We start from the raw sequence: 17,346 nt of genomic DNA, 5'->3' as shown, positions 1-17,346 counted from the left end.
CGGGGGCGACAGGTGTGGACGGCCCGTCGACAGATCAGCGGGGCGAGGCCGAGACGCGGCGCTCGCAGGCCTCTTGCTCGGCCCGCGCCGTGGCTTCAGGCACGTTCAGGAGCGCGATCCGCCGCTCGACCGACATGCAATACGTCGTCGCCGACCACAACTTGGGATCCTGGACGCCGGTGAGCGGCTCGAGGTCGGACCATACCCACGCGGCCTTGTCGTCCGACGCCGTGACGAGCCGCTTGCCATCCGGGCTATACGCCGCCGCGTTCAGCACGAAATCGGAGCCGCGCAGGACGAGCGGCTCGCCGCTCCCGTCCGCGTTCCAGATCCGCACCGTCTTGTCCTGCGAGGCCGTCACGATGCGCTTTCCATCCGGGCTCCACTCGGCCGAATTGACCCAATGCTGATGCCCTTCGAGGACGAGCGGCTCACCGCTGCCATCGGCGTTCCAGATCCGCGCCGTTCGATCATGCGACGCGGTCACGATACGCTTGCCCTCCGGGCTGAACATCGCGCTGCGCACATTGCCCTGGTGATCCAGCAGGAGCAGCGGCTCGCCGGTTCCATCGGCATGAAACACGCGGACGACCTTGTCGCGGGACGCGGTGACGATGCGCAGGCCGTCGGGGCTCCACGACGCCACATTGACCGCGGCCTGATGGCCTTGCAGGACGAGCGGCTCGCCGCTGCCATCGGCATTCCAGATTCGCGCCGTCTTGTCCTCGGACGCCGTCACGATCCGTTTCCCGTCGGGGCTCCACGACGCCGATTTGACCGTGGCGAGGTGCCCACGAAGCACGAGCGGCTCGCCGCTGCCGTCGGCATTCCAGATTCGCGCCGTCTTGTCCTCGGACGCCGTCACGATCCGTTTCCCGTCGGGGCTCCATTCGGCCCAATGAACCACATTTTCATGGCCCCGGAGGACCACGGGTTTGCCCGCGCCGTCCGCATTCCACACGCGGGCCGTGTTGTCCCAGGAGGCTGTCGCGATCCGCTGGCCGTCGGGGCTGAAGGACGCCCGATAGACCAAGCGCTGATGCCCTTTGAGCAGCAAGGGCCTGCCCATGCCCTCCGCGCTCCAGACCCGCGCCGTCTTGTCCGAGGAGACGGTCACGACGGACTGCCCGTCGGGGCTGTACGAGGCCCTTTGAATGGCGTCCTCGTGGCCACGGAAGACCAAGGGATCGCCCGAGTTCTCCGCGGTCCAGAGGCGCATGCCCTCGCTCTGGAAGGCCGTGAGGATCCGTTCGCCCTCGGAGGTGAATGCGAGCGAATACACGCCATCCTGGTGGCGCGTGAGGATCTGGGGCTCGCCCGAGCCGTCCGCATTCCAGACACGCACGGTCTTGTCCCACGAGGCCGTGACGATATGCTCGCCGTCGGGCCGGAACGTCGCCAGGTTGACCGCCGCGAGATGGCCCCGAAACACCACGGGCTCGCCCGAGCCGTCCGCATTCCAGACACGCGCGGTCTTGTCCTCGGAGGCCGTGACGACACGCGCGCCGTCGGGGCTGAAGGCCGCCGAGCGCAAGCCCTGCTCGTGCCCGCGGAGGATCACGGGCTCGCCCGTGCCGTCGCTCCGCCAGATGCGCGCTGTTTTGTCCCGCGACGCCGAGACGAGCCGGGCGCCGTCGAAGCTCCATGTCACGGTCCGGACCGCGTCCTCGTGACCGGAAAGGACCATCGGGCGGCCCGTGCCGTCCGCATTCCAGAGCCGTACGGTCTTGTCCCATGACGCCCCCGCAATGCGGCGGCCGTCGGGGCTCCACGCGACCGATTGCACGGTTTCCTGCCCCCGGAGGAGCAAAGGCTCGCCGCGGCCGTCGGCGTTCCATACTCGCACGATGCCGTCCTCCGACGCGGTGGCAATCCGTTTGCCGTCGGGGCTGTAGGCCGCGGACATCACCAAAGCCGGATGCCCGAGCACCACGCGGGCCGGCCCGCTCTGAAGCGCCGAGCGCGCGAGCTCCGACCAGCCGCGGGGCACCTCGGGCGGCTCGACCTCGCGCAGGAGCGCGAGCACGGTCGTCGGATCCCCTTGCAGCTCGCGCGCCGCGGCGATGCGCGTCGCATTGCGCGCTTGCCTCGCCTCGGCCTGTGCGCGCCCCGCCTCCGCGTCCGCGTGCGAAGCCTGCTGATCGGCGCGCCGCGCCTGCTCCCCGGCGCGCAAAGCCAGGTACGACACGACCACCGTAATGGCGCCGAGCGCCACGATGACCCCCATGGCCACACGACGGCGCAGGCTCCGCTCGCGATCGGCCAGCCCCACGACGGCGAGGAGATATCGCTCCTCGCGCCGGCCGAGCCGGAAAGGCGCGCCCGCTCCCTGCGCGGCGCGGCGGCGCGCGAGCCATTGCCGTGCTTCCTCGGCCGCGCGATCCCGCCAGACGAGCCCCTCGGCCTCCGCGCTCGCGTCCCATTGCTGCGCGGCGGCGCGGAGCCGCGCCAAGAATTGCGCGTCCTTCTCGTTCTCGTCGAGCCAGTGCCGGAGCTTCGCCCACCGCTCGACCAGCGATTCGTGGACGATCTCGACCGTCGACCCCTCCCAATCGCCGCCCGTCTCGATGACGAGGAGCCGCGCGGCGGCGAGGTGCTGCACGACCTGTTCCGTCGCGTCGCCGCCCTCGGCGAGCTCGCGGAGCTCCGACAAACTCACGAGCGCCCGCGTGCGCTCGGGCGTGACGAGCCGCAACAGAATCGACCGGGCGAGCGCCTGCTCCGGCCCCGAAAGCGTGGCGAGCACCGCGTCCGCGTGCGTCGAGAGCGCCCCCGCGACCCCGCCGAGCGCGCGATAACTCTCGCGGGAGAGGAGCTTGTGCTCGCGATCCCGCGCCTCCCACAGCTTGGTCGCCGTGAATTGCAAGAGCGGCAAGGCGCTCCGCGTGTTCTCCAGGGTATCGAGCATCTGCTCGACGAGCTCGTCGCCCTCGAATCGATAGCCCGCCGCCTCGATGGGCTTCGTCAACGCCGCGCGCAGCCCCTCGCGGCCGAGCGGCGGCAAGAAGACGAGCCCGCGGGTCACCTCGGTCATGAAATGGCGGTTGTCGACGAGCCGGTCCAGGTAATCCGAGCGCATGGCGAGCACCACGCGCAGCGGCGAGGACGCGTCGTCGGCCGCGCCTTCGAGGCAGGCCAGGAACGCCTTCCCTTCGTCCTGGCTCGCGCCGAGGGTATAAAGCTCCTCGAACTGGTCGACGATCAAAAGAATGTGATGGTCCGGCCCCGCGCGGCGGCACCGCGCGCGGAGGCGGGCGCCGAGATATCCGGGGCGGCTGCGCAACGTCGCCGCGAGCTCCTCGATGTCGATCGTGGGCGGCACGCTCCCCCGGAGGTCGGCGGGCGCGTCGGCAATTTGCGCGAGCACGTCGGCGAGCGCCGCGAGCGGCTTGCGCCCCGGCCGCAGGAGGAAGACCTCCCAGGGTCCGCCCGAGCGCTTCAAGGCCGGGAGCAGCCCCGCGCGCACGAACGACGATTTGCCCGCGCCGGACGGGCCGGCCACGACCACGAGCTGCTGGTTGCGCAGGCGCCCGAGCGCGCCGGCGATATCGCGCTCGCGGCCGAAAAACCGCGCTGCGTCCGACTCCTGGAATGCCGAGAGGCCGGCGAAGGGGTTGTCGTCGTCGGAGAGCGCCACCGTGGTCGGCTCGTCCACGAGCGCTTCGAGCGCCGTGAGCAGCTCCCGCGCCGAGCCAATACGCTCCGTTTTGCTTTTTTTCAGGCAACGATCGATGAGCGCGCCGAGGGCCCCGAGATCCGGGCGTGATTCGAGCGCGCTCGGCATGGGCAATTCGAGGACCTGGACGCCGACGAGCCGCGCCATGCTCACGGGCGCGAGCGGGTGCGCGCCCGTGACGAGCTCGTGCAGGATGATCCCGGCGGCCCAGACGTCGCATTGCGGATCGACGTCGAGCCCCAGCCATTGCTCGGGCGACATGTACGGCGGCGTGCCGACGACCGTCCCGTCCTCGGTCGTCGTGAGATCGTCGCCCGGGCGCGGCGCGGCGATCGTCATCGTCCCGGTGTTGTCGAGCGTGAAGCGCTTGGCGATCCCGAAATCGAGCACCTTCACCTGCCCGCCGTCGGTCAGGAGGATGTTCTCCGGCTTGAGATCCCGGTGCACGATGCCCATTTCATGCGCGCAGACGAGCGCGCGCAGGACGGGGATCATGATCTCCGCCGCGACGCTCGGCGATACGCCGCCCACGCGCTCGCGCTCGGTCATCCACGCCCGGAGGGTGCGGCCTTCGAGGTATTCGAGCACCATGTAGGGATACCCCTGCAGCTCGTCGACCTCGTACACGACCACGATGCTCTCGTGCTTGCAGCGCGCCGTGGCCCGCGCCTCCGCCAGAAACCGCCCGGCGCGCCTCCCCGTGTACCCGACGAGGAGCTTGATCGCGCAGAGCCGCGCGAGCCGCGTGTCCCGGGCCAAAAACACGCGCCCCATGCCGCCCTGGCCGAGCTCGCGGATGATCTCGTACTGCTTGATGACGCGCCCCGGCTGGAGCGAGAGCGACTCCACCGGGATCGCGGGCGCGCCGAATGCGATCGGCGGCGACGTCGCGGAGACCGTCGCGCGGGAAGGCGGCTCCGGGTTTGGCTCGGTCATGACCCGCGCGGTCCGGGCGAACGCGGGATCCGGCTCCGGCTCCTTCGCCGAAGCCTCCTCCGAGCGACCGCGCTGGCTCTCCGGATGGCGCTCCATGCGATCCGCCCTAGGGCTCGATACCGTGGCGTCGCAGGAGCCGATACAGATACGTGCGATCCATCCCGGCCGCGCCCGCGGCGCGCGCGACCTTGCCGTCGTGCAGCCGGAGGAGCGCCTTGAAATACCGGCGCTCGAAATCGGTCATGGCGCGCTCACGCTCCGAGGCATACGGCGCCGTGGGGTCCACGGCGAACCCCTCCTCCGTCGCGCCGGGGCCCGTGCTCGCCGGCTCGATCGTGCGGAGGATCAAGCAACGCTCGACGTAATTGCGCAGCTCGCGCACATTGCCGGGCCACGCGCCGTTCCGGAGCTGCGCCATGAACTCGGGCGAACGGAGCTGCTCGGCCGCGTCCCGGGGCGCGCGGAGCGACGTGAGGATCTCCTCGGCGAGCGGCGGGATGTCCTCGGGCCGCCGGCGCAGCGGCGGCATTCCAATCGTGACCACCGCGAGGCGGAAATAAAGATCCGCGCGGAACCGGCCGATGTTCACGTCCGTGCGGAGATCGCGGTTCGTCGCGGCAATCACGCGCACGTCGACAGGCCGGTACGCATTCGACCCGACGCGGCGCACCTCGCGCGCCTCCAGCGCGCGGAGGAGCTTCGGTTGCAGGTCGACGGGCAGCTCGCCGACCTCGTCGAGGAACAACGTCCCTCCCGACGCCTCCTCGAACGCGCCGACCCGTCGATCCGTGGCCCCGGTGAACGCGCCTTTTTCGTGCCCGAAGAGCTCGCTCTCCAGGAGATTTCCGTGGATGGCCCCGCAATCGACGATGACGAACGGCCCCTCGCTGCGGGCGCTTTTCTTGTGAATCGAGTGCGCCGCCTGGCTCTTGCCCGTGCCGGTCTCGCCTTCGAGCAGCACCGTCACGTCGCTCTCGGCGGCCCGGGCGAGCATCGCGAACGTCGCGCGCATCGCCGGCGAGACGCCCGTGAGCGAGCCGAAGCGCGCCTCCTCGGAGAGCGGCAGACTGAGCGTCTCGGCGCCGAGTTCGAAGCGGATCACCGTCTTCCCCAGCCGAAGGAGGCTCCCGACGCGCAGGAACGCCTCGAGGACTGCGACCCCGTCGAGCACGGTGCCGTTGCGGCTCTTGAGGTCGCGGACCCGCACGCCGCCCTCGTCGATCACGATCTCGCAGTGGAACCGAGAGACCGTGGGGTCGTCGATGATGAGGTGGTTGCGGTGGTGGGACCCGATCGAGCAGCGGTCGCCCGTGGACTGCCAGGCGACGCCGCGCGCGGGCCCCTCGACGACGGTGAGGCGGAAGCGGCGGACCGTGCCTTTCGCGACGGCCTGGCCGTCGGCATGCGTCAACGTCGTGGAATGCGCGGCGCCCTCGGGGATGTTCCGGTCGCTCTGCTCTTGCCCCGCGGCGCGGCCTCGGCTCGACACGGCTTGCCGTTCTACCACACGGGAGGCGCAGATCGCACGACAAACGCGGGAAGCGGGAAGGGAGGCGCGGGGGCAGGCGCGAGAGGGGACCCGAATCAAGCGCCGCCGTCCTCGTTCGGGCTGACAGGCGCGGGACAGACGCGGGAGCACGGCCGTAGGTCCGGACAGACATAAGCCCGGCCCGACGAAGGCTCCTACCCACGAAGGGACCACGGTTCGGAATTGACGCCGCGTTACGGAGGTCCCAGGATCGAGCAGTTGGATAGTGAGGTTACCATAGGAATGGACTTCCCGGCGCAGCAGAGGCAGAGGATGTTGCGTACGAGCGAGCCTCATCCACGGCGCGCCTGGGGCGGGCAGCGATCATGAGCCGAGCCTCTGCGCCCGGTGCTCGTGAGGCCACGATCCTCATCGTGGATGACATGCCCATCAACCTGGCCGTGCTCGTGGATCATCTGGAATCCGCAGGCCATCAGGCGCTCGTCGCGCAGGACGCGGAAGATGCCCTGAAGCGGGCGAGCCTCATGAAGCCCGACCTGATCCTGCTCGACGTGGTGATGCCTGGGATCGACGGCTTCGAGACCTGCCGGCGCCTGAAAGCGGCGGAGAGCACCCGCGACATCCCGGTGATCTTCATGACCTGCCTCGGAGAAGCAGCGAACAAACTCGAGGGGTTCGAGGCGGGGGGGGTCGATTACATCACCAAACCATTCGAGATTGACGAGGTGCTCGCGCGGATCAAGACGCACCTCTGCTTGCGCGAGGCGCAAAAAGAGCTGGAAGCGAAAAACGCGCAGTTGCAGCGTGCCCATCAGGAGCTGGAGCAACGGGTGCGAGCGCGCACGGCCGAGCTGGCGAGCTCGAACACCGCACTCGAAGCAGAGAACGCCGAGCGCCGGCGCGCCGAAGATGCTTTGCGCGAGAGCAAGCATCTGCTCCAGGCCATCGTCGACAACTCCACGGCCGTCATCTACGTCAAGGACCTCGAAGGCCGCTATTTGATGGTCAATCGCCGCGCCGAGGAGTTGTTTCATGGGACCGTACGGTCGCTCGTCGGCAAGACCGATTATGACTTGTTCCCCCTGGAGTATGCCGACGCCTTGCGCGCTTTCGACCAGCAAGTGATGGCGGCCGGGAGGCCGCTGGAGACGGAAGAGCGCGTGCCCCAGGACGATGGGCTCCACACGTACATCGCGATCAAGGGCCCGCTCTTCGACGAGACGGGCCGGCCGTATGCGATTTGCGGGGTCTCCACGGACATCACCGAGCGAACGCGGACGGAGGCGGAGCGGGAGCGGCTCCTCTCCCGCGAACAGGCGGCGCGGGCAGAGCTCGAGCGCACCGGGCGGCTGAAGGATGAATTCTTGGCGCTCTTGAGCCACGAGCTGCGGACGCCGCTCACCGCGATCCTCGGCTGGTCGCAGTTGCTCCTCACGCGAGGTCCCTCGGACGAGTTCCTGCGCCGGGGGCTCGGGACGATCGAGCGAAACGCGCGGACGCAAGCCAAGCTCATCGACGACCTCCTGGATATGTCGCGCATCATCAGCGGGCGGCTGAGCCTCGAACTGGAGGCGGTCGATCTGGCCGAGATGCTCGAGACGATGCTGGAATCGGCGGAGCCGGCGGCAAAGACGAAAGGAATCCGCCTGGAGCTCAGCGTCGCGTCGGCGGGAGAAAAGGTCCTGGGGGACCCGAATCGGCTCCAGCAGATCGTGTGGAACCTGCTGAGCAATTCGATGAAGTTCACGCCGCAGGGCGGGCAGGTCAAGGTCTCGCTGCGTCGCGAGGATTCGTACGCGCATCTCGCGGTGGTCGACACGGGGATCGGCATCGATCCGGAGTTTTTGCCGTACGTCTTCGAGCAATTCCGGCAAGCCGACGCATCGACCACGCGCGAGCACGGCGGGCTCGGCTTGGGACTTTCCATCGTGCAGCACCTGGTGGAGCTGCACGGAGGGACGGTGGTGGCGAAGAGCTCCGGGAAAAACCAGGGCGCGAGCTTCACGGTGAAGCTGCCGCTGGAGGTCAAACACGAGGGCGTGGCCGGAGAACGGCCGCCACCCTCGACGCCGCCGCGCCGGCCCTTGTTGCACCGGAGTGGGGAGCTCTTGAATTTGACGGGGGTGCGCGTGCTGGTGGTGGACGACGAGCCGGACACGCGAGAGATGCTCCTGCGGATCCTCGCGGAATGCCACGCGGAGGTGCGGACGGCGAGTTCGGTCGTGGAGGCGCTGGCGGAGCTGGATCGGGACCAGCCGACAGTCCTGGTGAGCGACATCGGCATGCCCAAAGAGGGCGGGTATGAGCTGATCCAGAAGGTACGGCAATTGCCGCAGGAGCGCGGGGGAAGCGTGCCGGCGCTGGCGCTCACCGCCTTCGCGCGGGCAGAGGACCGCGCGCGGGCGCTCTTGGCCGGATACCAGATGCATCTCGCCAAACCCGTGAAGCCGTCGGAGCTGGTGGCGCACGTGGCGAGTTTGGCTGGACGAAACCATGCCTGGGGCGAGATGAGCCCGGAGGGCCGCGCCCGGTCCGTGTAGCGACGACGCGGCCCGCGCTCCGACCTTTTCGTCGGGGGCGCGTCAGGTGCTCTCCGGGGCCGCCACCTGGCCCGCCGCGGCATACTTCTCGACGAACTCTTGCAGCTTCCGGATCTGGTAGGTCCGCGCCAGCGTCTGGAATTGCTCGAGCCAGGGGCCGAGCCGCGGCTCGTTTTGCTGCATCCGCTCCGCCTCCGCCAGCACGCTCCGAATACGGCCCGACGCCACCAGCGGCGCGAGCAGCGAGAGCTGTTCGGCCGAGGGCGGCACCAGCGCGCCCTCCTCCTCCGCGAGGGGGGCCGCGCCTTTCACCGGCTCGTGCGTCCATTCCACGCCCAGGAAACGCGCGATCTTCTCGAAGAGCAGGCTGGCCTGCACGGGCTTGGGCAAGAAGTCGTCCCAGCCGGCCTTTCCCCCCTTCGGCTGTTCGGCGGCGGCGACGTTCGCCGACGAGGCCAGGATCACCACGCCTGCGAGCTCGGGCATCTGCCGCAGCCGGCGCGTGGCCTCGTACCCGTCGAGGCCTGGCATGGCCAGGTCCATCAGGATCAGCGCCGGCCTTTGCGTGAGGGCCAGCCGCAGCGCGGCTTCGCCGCCGTCGGCCTGGACGACGTCGAAGCCAATGGGGCCCAGCAAATCGCAAAACAAGGCGCGGTTGCCGGGGTTGTCGTCCACGACGAGGATCTTGCGGCGCTCGCCGCGATACCCGGTGATCGTATCCCACCCCGGGGCCTCGTCGACGACCACGGAAGGGAGCGCCTCGGCCAGCGTGAGCGTCACCGTGAACGCGCTCCCCTTGCCGAGCTCGCTCTCGACGTGGATGGTTCCGCCCATCTGCTCGATGATCCTCTTGCTGATGGCGAGACCGAGCCCGGTCCCCTCGCTCTTCGCCTTTTGATCTCCCACCTGCTCGAAGGGGTCGAAAATACGCGTGAGGTGCTCCGCGGCGATGCCGGGGCCCGTGTCCTCGATCCGGAAGCGCACCTCGCGCAGCCCCTTCCCGCCCTCGTCTTGCACGTCGACGAGCAGGGTGACCGCGCCGCGCTCGGTGAATTTGATGGCATTGCCGAGCAGGTTCAGGAGCACCTGCGTCAATCGTTTTTCGTCGGCGTGCACGGCGGTGGGCGCCGGGCCCCGCACCTCGTAGGCGAAGGTGATGCCCCTCTGTTCGGCGCGCACACGGCAGAGGTCCGCGATGGTGTGCACGAAGGATCCAAAGTCGAGCCTCATGGGCACGAGCTCCATCTTGCCGGCCTCGATCTTCGCCAGGTCGAGCAGGTCATTGAGGAGCGCGAGCAGGTGCTCGCCCGACTTCTTCACGATCTGCACGCCTTCGCGGCTCTTCGGCGAGAGCTCGGGCGCTCGGATGAGGAACTGCGCATACCCGAGGATGCCATTGAGCGGCGTGCGCAGCTCGTGGCTCATGCTGGAGAGGAAATCGCTCTTCGCGCGATTGGCGCGGTCGGCCGCCTCCTTGGCGATCTGGAGCTGCGCCGTGCGCTCCTGGATCTTGACCTCCAAGTCCCGGTACAAAACGGCGTTCTCGACGGCGATCGCGGCCTGCGAGGCGAGCACCGACAAAAGCTCCACGCGCGCGGGCGGGAACGCCGAAGGCACGTCGCGGTGCTCGAGATAAAGCACGCCCACCACGTGGCCCCGATGCGTCAAGGGCAGCGCGAGCAACGAAAGGACCGCGTGGGATGCCAGATAGGGGTCACCGGCGAAACGCGCCTCGGACCTCGCGTCGCCCGTCACCACCGGCTCGCCCGTGCGGGCCGCATATTGCACCACCGCCACCGGCACGTCGGGACTCTGCCCGAGCGGCTCGGACAGCCCCGTCTCGATGCGGGCCCCCTCCACCGAGAGCCGCGCCACGACGGAGAGCGCTTCCCCTTCGCTGAGCACCAGAGCCCCGCGCTGCGCCCCCGCATTCTCCAGCGTGAGCTCCATCAGCCGGCCCACCACGCGCCCCGGGTCGAGCTCGCCCGAGAGCGCCTGCGCCGCGCGCACCGCGGTCTTCACGTCGAAATTCGCGTCCGTGGATCCGCCCGAGGTCGTGGTCGTCGTCGTCACGGTCGTGCGCTCGGGGGAAGGCTCGTGCACGGCTCCCTTGAGCACGGCGGGATACCTCGCGCTCAGGTGGGCGACCACGGCGTAAGCGCCCCAGCGCGCATAGGCATCCCGCGCCTCGCGCAGGTACATCGCCCCGATGTGGCTCTTGCCCGTCGAAAGGCGAAACTCGGCGGCGAGCTGCGCGGCCAGGGCCTCGATGTGCAGGAAGCGGTGCTCGCGGGCGAGCTCGATGGCCTCGTCGTATCTGGACGCGGCCTCCTCGTTCTTGCCGAGGACGCGCGCGTATTCGGCCTCGACGAGGCGCAACTTGTGGAGGAAATTGACCTCGCAGCCTTCGGTGAAATATCGCAGTCGCGCGAGCCCGTGCTCGATGTGCTCCCGCAGCCGCGCCTGCTCCTCGGCGCCCGCGGCGTCATGCCAGCACTTCGCCGCGGAAAGCGCGAGGAAGAGCGGGACATCCGTCACCGGCGGCATGCCGAGGATGTCGGCTCGAAATTGGTCGGCCTCTCGCGCCCGCGAGAGCGCTCGCTCCCACCGGCCGGTGACGCAGAACAGATAGGCCTCCAAGGTCCGAGCGAGCCCCCCCGTGAACCCGTCCCCGTCGGCGAGGAGGGAGCGCGAACCACGCGCCAAGGGCTCGTCCTGCAGGAGCCGGGGGGCGCCTTCGGGCGGCATCAGCACCTCGCAATAGGACGCGACCGCCTCGAAATGGTGCCTCCCCACGGCGTCTCCCGCGCGCTGCACGAGATCCCAGCGAGCCTCCACCTGCGCGTCGACCTGGCCGAGCGGCAGGCCGCGCCAGACGCGGTAATAAAACAGCTCGGCCAAGAGGCCCCAGCTCGTGCCTTGAAACGACCCGATCTTCAGGCCGGCTGTGATGCCTTGCTCGTAGACGGGGGGCGCTTCGTCGATGGGCCTCGAATGGACCAGGTAAATCCCCTTGAGCGCCAGGCACTCGGGGAGCATCGGGGAGCCCACGCGCTCCGCGGCGCGCACCCCGGGCGTGAGCCAGCGCATGACACGGCGATACATCCCCGTCGCCACCGACCACACGTTGGCAAAGCTGCAGATCATGAAGGCAGCCGCCGGCGTCAGCGCGTCCCGCCGTATCGCCTCGGACACGATGCGGGCGATGATGAGCGAATAGAGCATCGGCCGCCCGCCGTAGATCGTGCAGAGCTGCGCCTGCGTCATCAGGGCATCGATGAGCCGGTGCTCCAGCGACGGATCGGCCTGCATTCGATCAAACCCGTCCGGGTGGTGTTCGAGCCATTGATCCAGCTCGGTGGACTCTTGCAGGAGCGCGGTCTGGCACGCGTCATCCGTATCGGGGAACGTGATGCCCTGCTTCTCGAGCGCGGCGAGCCCGATCCCGATGCCCCGCGCATATCGACCCGTGGCGACGCAGCAGCGCGTGCGGATCTCCTGCGCCGAGAGCCACGCCACCTCCGACAGAGGCCGGTCCAGCAAGGCGAGCGCCCGCGCCTCGACGTCGTCGAACTCCCGGAGCAGATAGGCAGCCTCCAGGCGCGCGAGCCCGATCTCCACCGAGAGCGCGTGCTCCTCCTCCCAGGCCCGCTCGCCGAGGAGCGCCTGCGCGGCGTCCAGCAGGTTCGCCATCAATCGATACGAGCTCGCCGCCTTCGCGGTGCGCGCGGCTTCGAGGTTCAGCCCTGCGAGCTCCTTGCGCTCCTCCATGGACGCGAGCCGCGCCGAGCCCAGGTTCAGGTGCCGCACGAGCTCCAGGAATTGCTGGGCCGTCCCCCCCTCGGCACGATGACGCGCCCGGAGCCGCCGGCCGATCTCTAGATGCGCGAGCACCCGCTGCTCCGGCGAGATCCGCTCGTAGCTCGCCTGCTGCACGCGGTCGTGCAAAAACCGGTAGGCCGCGTCGAGCGCCACGTCGCCCATGCTCCCGAGCGCCTGCGCGGGACGGTACGCGCCGTCGACCGGCACCACGAGCTCCGCGTCCAGCGCCGGCCACAACGCCCCCGTCACCGAGGCGCGCTCCCACCCGCTGAGCCGCTGGAGGTCCTGCAGGTGGAACGTGTGGCCTGCGCAGGCCGCGAGCCCCAGGAGCTTTTGCGTCGGCTCGGGCATCTCGCGCACCTTGTCCGTCAAGAGCGCCACCACGTTATCGGTGACGCCCGCCGTCTCCAGCGACGATTGCTCCCAGCGCCACGCCCCGCTCTCCGGGTCCCTCACCACCTGCTTCTGCCGGTGCAGCGAGAGCAGCAATTGCTCCAGGAAAAACGGGTTTCCGCGAGTCTTCTGCGAGAGCACGCGCGAGAGCGGCAACACCCGCACGGGCTCGCTCTCCAGCGTCCGCGCGAGCCACTTTTGCACCTGCTCTCCCGACAGCGGGCCCACCGTCATGCGCGAGACCTTGGCCTCGCTCTTTTCCACCGCCTCCACGAGCTTCCACAACGGGTGCTCGGGCGGCGTCTCGTTGTCGCGGTACGCCGCGATCACGAGCAGCGATTTGCGCTCCACGTCCGTCAGCAGCGTTTGCAGGATGATCAGCGTGGCGCTGTCGGCCCATTGCATGTCGTCCAGGAACATCACGAGCGGCGGGTTCGGCGCCGTGACGGCTCGCACGAAATTCAGCCACGTCAGCTTTTGCCGGTTGAGCACCTGCTCGCCCTCCACCGGCGGCACCGGCGGCAGCTTGCCCATGACCAGGTCGAGCTCGGGCACCACGTCCGCGAGGAGCCGCGCGTTGTCCCCGACCTCGCGCCGAATGCGCTGCTGCCAGGCCTCGAGCACCACCTCCGAGCTCCCGAGCCATTGGCGCATCAGCGCCCCGAACGCTTGCGCCATCGCCGCGAAGGGCGTCGACCGCGCGAGCTGGTCGTGCTTGCCCGCGATCAAGAGCCCGCGCCCTGCCTGCGCGATATCCCTGTAGACCGTCCGCACCAGCGCCGTCTTGCCGATGCCCGAAGGACCCCCGACGAGCAAAAGCTCCGTCGTGCCCTGCGCGGCGCGCGCAAAGGACTCCCCCACCCGCTCGACGTCGCGCTCCCGCCCCACGAGCGCCTGTGGAATCCGGAGCTTCCGCGAATAATCTTTTTTTCCCAGGGCGAACGGCTCCACCATGCCCTGCGCGTCCCATTGCCGGAGGGCCTCCTCCAGATCCTCCGCCACGCCGCGGGCCGTCTGGTAACGCCGCTCGGGATCCTTGGCCAAAAGCTTCGCCACGATGGACGCCACGGGCTTCGGCACGTCCGGGGCGACGGAATCGAGCGGAGGCGGCTCCTTGGCCAGGTGCGCGTGCACCAGGGAGAGCGGATCCCGCTCCGTGAACGGCAGCCGCCCGCTCATCACCTCGAAGAGCGTCACCCCCAGCGAATACAGGTCCGTGCGTGTATCGAGCGCGCGCGCCGTGCGCCCCGTCTGCTCCGGGGAGATATAACCGAGCGTCCCCTCCAGCGCCTCGGGGATGCTCGCCTCGGTCGCCTCCTGGGACAAGAGCGAGGCGATGCCGAAGTCGAGCAGCGTCACCCGCTCGCACGCCTCGTCCACCAGCACGTTTTGCGGCTTCACGTCCTTGTGCATCACGCCCGCGGCATGCACCCCCTCGAGCACCCGCGACAGGAGCCGACCGAGCCGCAGCGCGGCCCCCACGGGCAAGCGCCCCTGCTTGGCGAGCAGGCGATCGAGCGAGCCGAGGCCGGGATCCGCGAGGACCAGCGCCGCCGTGCCGCCCTGCTGCAAGAGCGCCTGCGCGCGCGCCACGCCGGGCACCTCGGCGAGCTGCAGGAGCACCTGGTGCTCGTGGGCCAGCCGGCCCATCACGCGTGGATTGGGCACCACGGCCACCGGGCTCTTGATGGCCACGTGCGCCCCCGAGGGGACATGAACCGCGCGCCATACGCGTGTTTCGCTCCCGTCGTAGACGACCTCTCTCAGCGCGTACTCCCGCAGGTCCATCGTTCTCCCTCACGTCCGTTCCAGGGCGCCGCGATCCGAGCATCGATCCTAGATCGAGCGGGCGGAAGGCGACCATCGGTCTCGGGGGGAATTTTTCCTCCGGCCACGGAGGCCCGCGGATCGGCGCGTCGAGCTCAGCGCTCGCCCTCCTTTCCGGCGGCGTGCGGGGGCCCCGCCGGAGGCAGATCCACCGTGAACATCGTCCCGCTGCCCACCGTGCTCTCGACACGAATCGAGCCGCCGAGGGCCTCGACGATGGATCGCACGATATAAAGCCCGAGCCCGAGCCCGGCATACGCGCGCGACGAGACGGCCCGCTCGAAGCGCTCGAAGATGTACGGCAGGCGATCGGGAGGAATGCCGATGCCATGATCACGCACCGTGAGCCGCGCCGCCCCGTCCGCCTGGCCGACCCATATCTCGATCGGGCGACCGGAGCCGAACTTGATCCCATTCGAGATCAGATTCGTGACGACCTGCTCCAGGCGGAGGTGATCCCAGCGCCCGACCAACGGTTGCTCGGCGTGCAGCGTCAACGGGCAGGCCGCCCGGGAAAAGTCCTCCGTGAAGCGCTCCGTGACGTCACGGACGAGGGCCGGGAGATCGACGTCCTCGATCTGCAAATGCATACGACCGGTCGTGATCCGCGTGACGTCGAGGAGCTCCTCGATCAGGCGCGCGAGCTTTTGGATCTGTCGCTCGACCCGCGTCAGGGACGGCGGCAAGGGCTCGCCCGATGGCGCGGCGACCCGCTTCAACGTCTGCACGTCGAGCTTCAGGCTCGTCATCGGCGTATTCAACTCGTGCGACGCGATGGACAAGATCTCGTCCCGCAGACGGATGGCCCCCTGCGCGTCGCGATAGAGGCGCGCATTGTCGATGGAGATGGCCGCGCGGCGGGCGAGCTCGGTCGCGAGCTCGAGGTCGGCGGGGCTGTAATGCCGGCCGGGCGCCGCGCAGCCGAGGGAGAGCACGCCGAGCGTCTGTCCGCGCACGGAGAGCGGGACGGCCATCGCCGAACACGTGCCGAGCGCCCGGATCAGGCGTGCATGCTCGGCATCGACGGCGTGCGCTTGAAGAAGCTCGTCGGTGAGGAGAGGCAGCAGCATGGGCTTCCCCGTGCGGAGGACCTCGGCGGCCGGGTGGGGGGAGGTCGCGTCGGGCGCGTATTGCTCCTCGAGCTGACGGAGAAGCGCCTCGCTCCCGGGCTCACGGTGTGCGCCGCCGAGGCGCTGGACCACGCCCCCCTCGCCCACGACGTCGATCACGCACCAGTCCGCCATCGACTGCACGCAGAGCCGCGCCAGCGCGGCGAACCGGGTCGTGAAGTCGAGCGACTCCGAAAGGATCTCGGAGGCCATGGCGAGAAACTTCATGCGCTGCTCCGCCCGCTCGGCGGCGGCGCGCGCCTTCTGTTCCTCGACGACGACCATGGCGAGGAGCAGGACGAGCCCATTGAGGACCGCGACATACGTCTGCACGGTCAAGACGCGCGCAGCCACGGACGTGCTCCCCATGGCGAAGGGGCCGCGGCCACGGCTCGTGTGCAATGCCGCCATGAAATCGACGAGGACCGTGGCCGCCGTCGCGCCGCGGGGTCCAAAACGAATGGCCGCCCATGCTGTCAGGGGAAACAGGAGGGCCGGGAGCGCCGATTCGATCCCCCGCGGCCGCACGCTTCCGAACACCCACCATGCCCCGCCCGTCAGGATCACGAGCAGGCTCAAGGCTTCGACGGCGCGGCCGGAGCGCGGCGGCTCCGGCTCGGTCCAGGTCAAAAACAGCGGACACAGCAGGAGGACCCCGAGGGCATCGCTGCTCCACCACCCGATCGCCACGTGCCAAAACGAGGGATCGCCCAGCCACACGACGCTCGCAGCCGCCGCGACGAGCGTGCCGGGGATCGCCCCGACCGCGGCGCCGAGCCACACCAGACGCGCGACGTCCCAGGGGCGCCGGAACACGAACCCCGCGCGCGTGCGCCGGCGCAAAAGCGAGGCGCCCGTGAAGGGCAAGAGACCCCCCGCGGCGCCCCAGGCCATGGCCAGGGCGGGCGGTTGCCCGTGCTGCAAGACGACCAGCACCTCGGCCAGAAACACGACGAGGAGCCACGCGGGCCAGTGGGCCGGCGTCGTGCGAAGAAACCAGGCCATGGTCAGGCCGCTGGGCAGCCAGAAAACGGCATTGCTGGCGGGTGGAAAGACGAAAAGGTAGCTCGCTTCCGAGAGACCCAGGAAGGCCAGAAAGAGCACGACGCAGCCGAGGAACGTCCGCGCCGGCTTCTCGCTCACGAGCCGGCGGCGCAGCCCGACCGCGACCACGCCGCTTTTCTAAACGAGGGAAAAGGTTCCCATCCGGACGAAGAAACCTTCTGGCCCATGCTGCGATCGTAGGTCCGCGCGACTACGCGTCACCTTCACGATCCGCCGCCGCTCCGCACGCGCCCGCGTGGCTGCGCGGTCTGTGCGCAGCCACGCGAGTTGTGTGCGCTCGCCGGCGCTTCAGGCCGCGCGCCGCGGACGACGACGCAGGGCGATCAGCGCGGCGCCGAAGACGAGCACGAGGCCGCTCTGCGTGTCGCCGGTCGAGCCGACGGTCCGGCAGCCGCAGGCGCCGCCGTCCCCGCCCACCTCGCCACCGCCGGTCCCGCCGCCGCCGGCACCACCCGCGCCGCCGAGGCCGCCGTCGCCGCCAGCACCGCC

General features: G+C 69.5%; 6 protein-coding genes. 1 reads left to right on the top strand and 5 read right to left on the bottom strand.

Going from position 1 to position 17,346, the window contains the following annotated elements; all coding sequences use genetic code 11:
- Positions 1 to 34: 34 nt before the first annotated feature.
- Together QHF89_RS38220 and QHF89_RS38215 are read right to left on the bottom strand one after the other, a co-directional pair.
- Positions 35 to 4,708, bottom strand: a complete 4,674-nt coding sequence (locus tag QHF89_RS38220) for an nSTAND1 domain-containing NTPase (protein WP_284721461.1) — start codon at positions 4,706 to 4,708, stop codon at positions 35 to 37.
- A 10-nt stretch (positions 4,709 to 4,718) separates the two neighbouring features.
- The gene (locus tag QHF89_RS38215; RefSeq protein WP_342763982.1) at positions 4,719 to 6,023 is read right to left on the bottom strand and encodes a sigma 54-interacting transcriptional regulator; all 1,305 of its coding nucleotides are present in this window, start codon (positions 6,021 to 6,023) and stop codon (positions 4,719 to 4,721) included.
- Between the two features lie 443 nt (positions 6,024 to 6,466).
- Between QHF89_RS38215 and QHF89_RS38210 the strand changes: the two genes are divergently transcribed.
- Positions 6,467 to 8,641 (top strand): response regulator, encoded by a 2,175-nt coding sequence (locus QHF89_RS38210; protein WP_136972956.1) that lies wholly within the window; start codon positions 6,467 to 6,469, stop codon positions 8,639 to 8,641.
- Positions 8,642 to 8,683: 42 nt separating this feature from the next.
- Here QHF89_RS38210 and QHF89_RS38205 read toward each other — a convergent pair whose 3' ends face one another.
- From QHF89_RS38205 to QHF89_RS38195, 3 genes are all read right to left on the bottom strand, one after another.
- Positions 8,684 to 14,644 carry an AAA family ATPase gene (locus tag QHF89_RS38205; RefSeq protein ID WP_136972957.1) on the bottom strand — a complete coding sequence of 1,987 codons (5,961 nt, stop codon included), beginning with the start codon at positions 14,642 to 14,644 and terminating at the stop codon, positions 8,684 to 8,686.
- A 134-nt stretch (positions 14,645 to 14,778) separates the two neighbouring features.
- Positions 14,779 to 16,965, bottom strand: coding sequence for an MASE1 domain-containing protein (locus QHF89_RS38200; RefSeq protein WP_136972958.1), 2,187 nt, complete (start codon positions 16,963 to 16,965; stop codon positions 14,779 to 14,781).
- A 180-nt stretch (positions 16,966 to 17,145) separates the two neighbouring features.
- A partial coding sequence (locus tag QHF89_RS38195) for an MYXO-CTERM sorting domain-containing protein (protein ID WP_284721459.1) occupies positions 17,146 to 17,346 on the bottom strand: 201 nt, incomplete at its 5' end.

Origin of the sequence: Polyangium sorediatum, from assembly GCF_029946465.1 — a bacterium.
In the GTDB taxonomy this organism is placed as follows: domain Bacteria; phylum Myxococcota_A; class Polyangia; order Polyangiales; family Polyangiaceae; genus Polyangium; species Polyangium fumosum.
This window is presented reverse-complemented; position numbering and strand designations above follow the sequence as displayed.

Coding starts and splice junctions, on each gene's coding strand:
- QHF89_RS38220 (WP_284721461.1), bottom strand. CDS start 4,708: ATGGAGCGCCATCCGGAGAGCCAGCGCGGTCGCTCGGAGGAGGCTTCG.
- QHF89_RS38210 (WP_136972956.1), top strand. CDS start 6,467: ATGAGCCGAGCCTCTGCGCCCGGTGCTCGTGAGGCCACGATCCTCATC.
- QHF89_RS38205 (WP_136972957.1), bottom strand. CDS start 14,644: ATGGACCTGCGGGAGTACGCGCTGAGAGAGGTCGTCTACGACGGGAGC.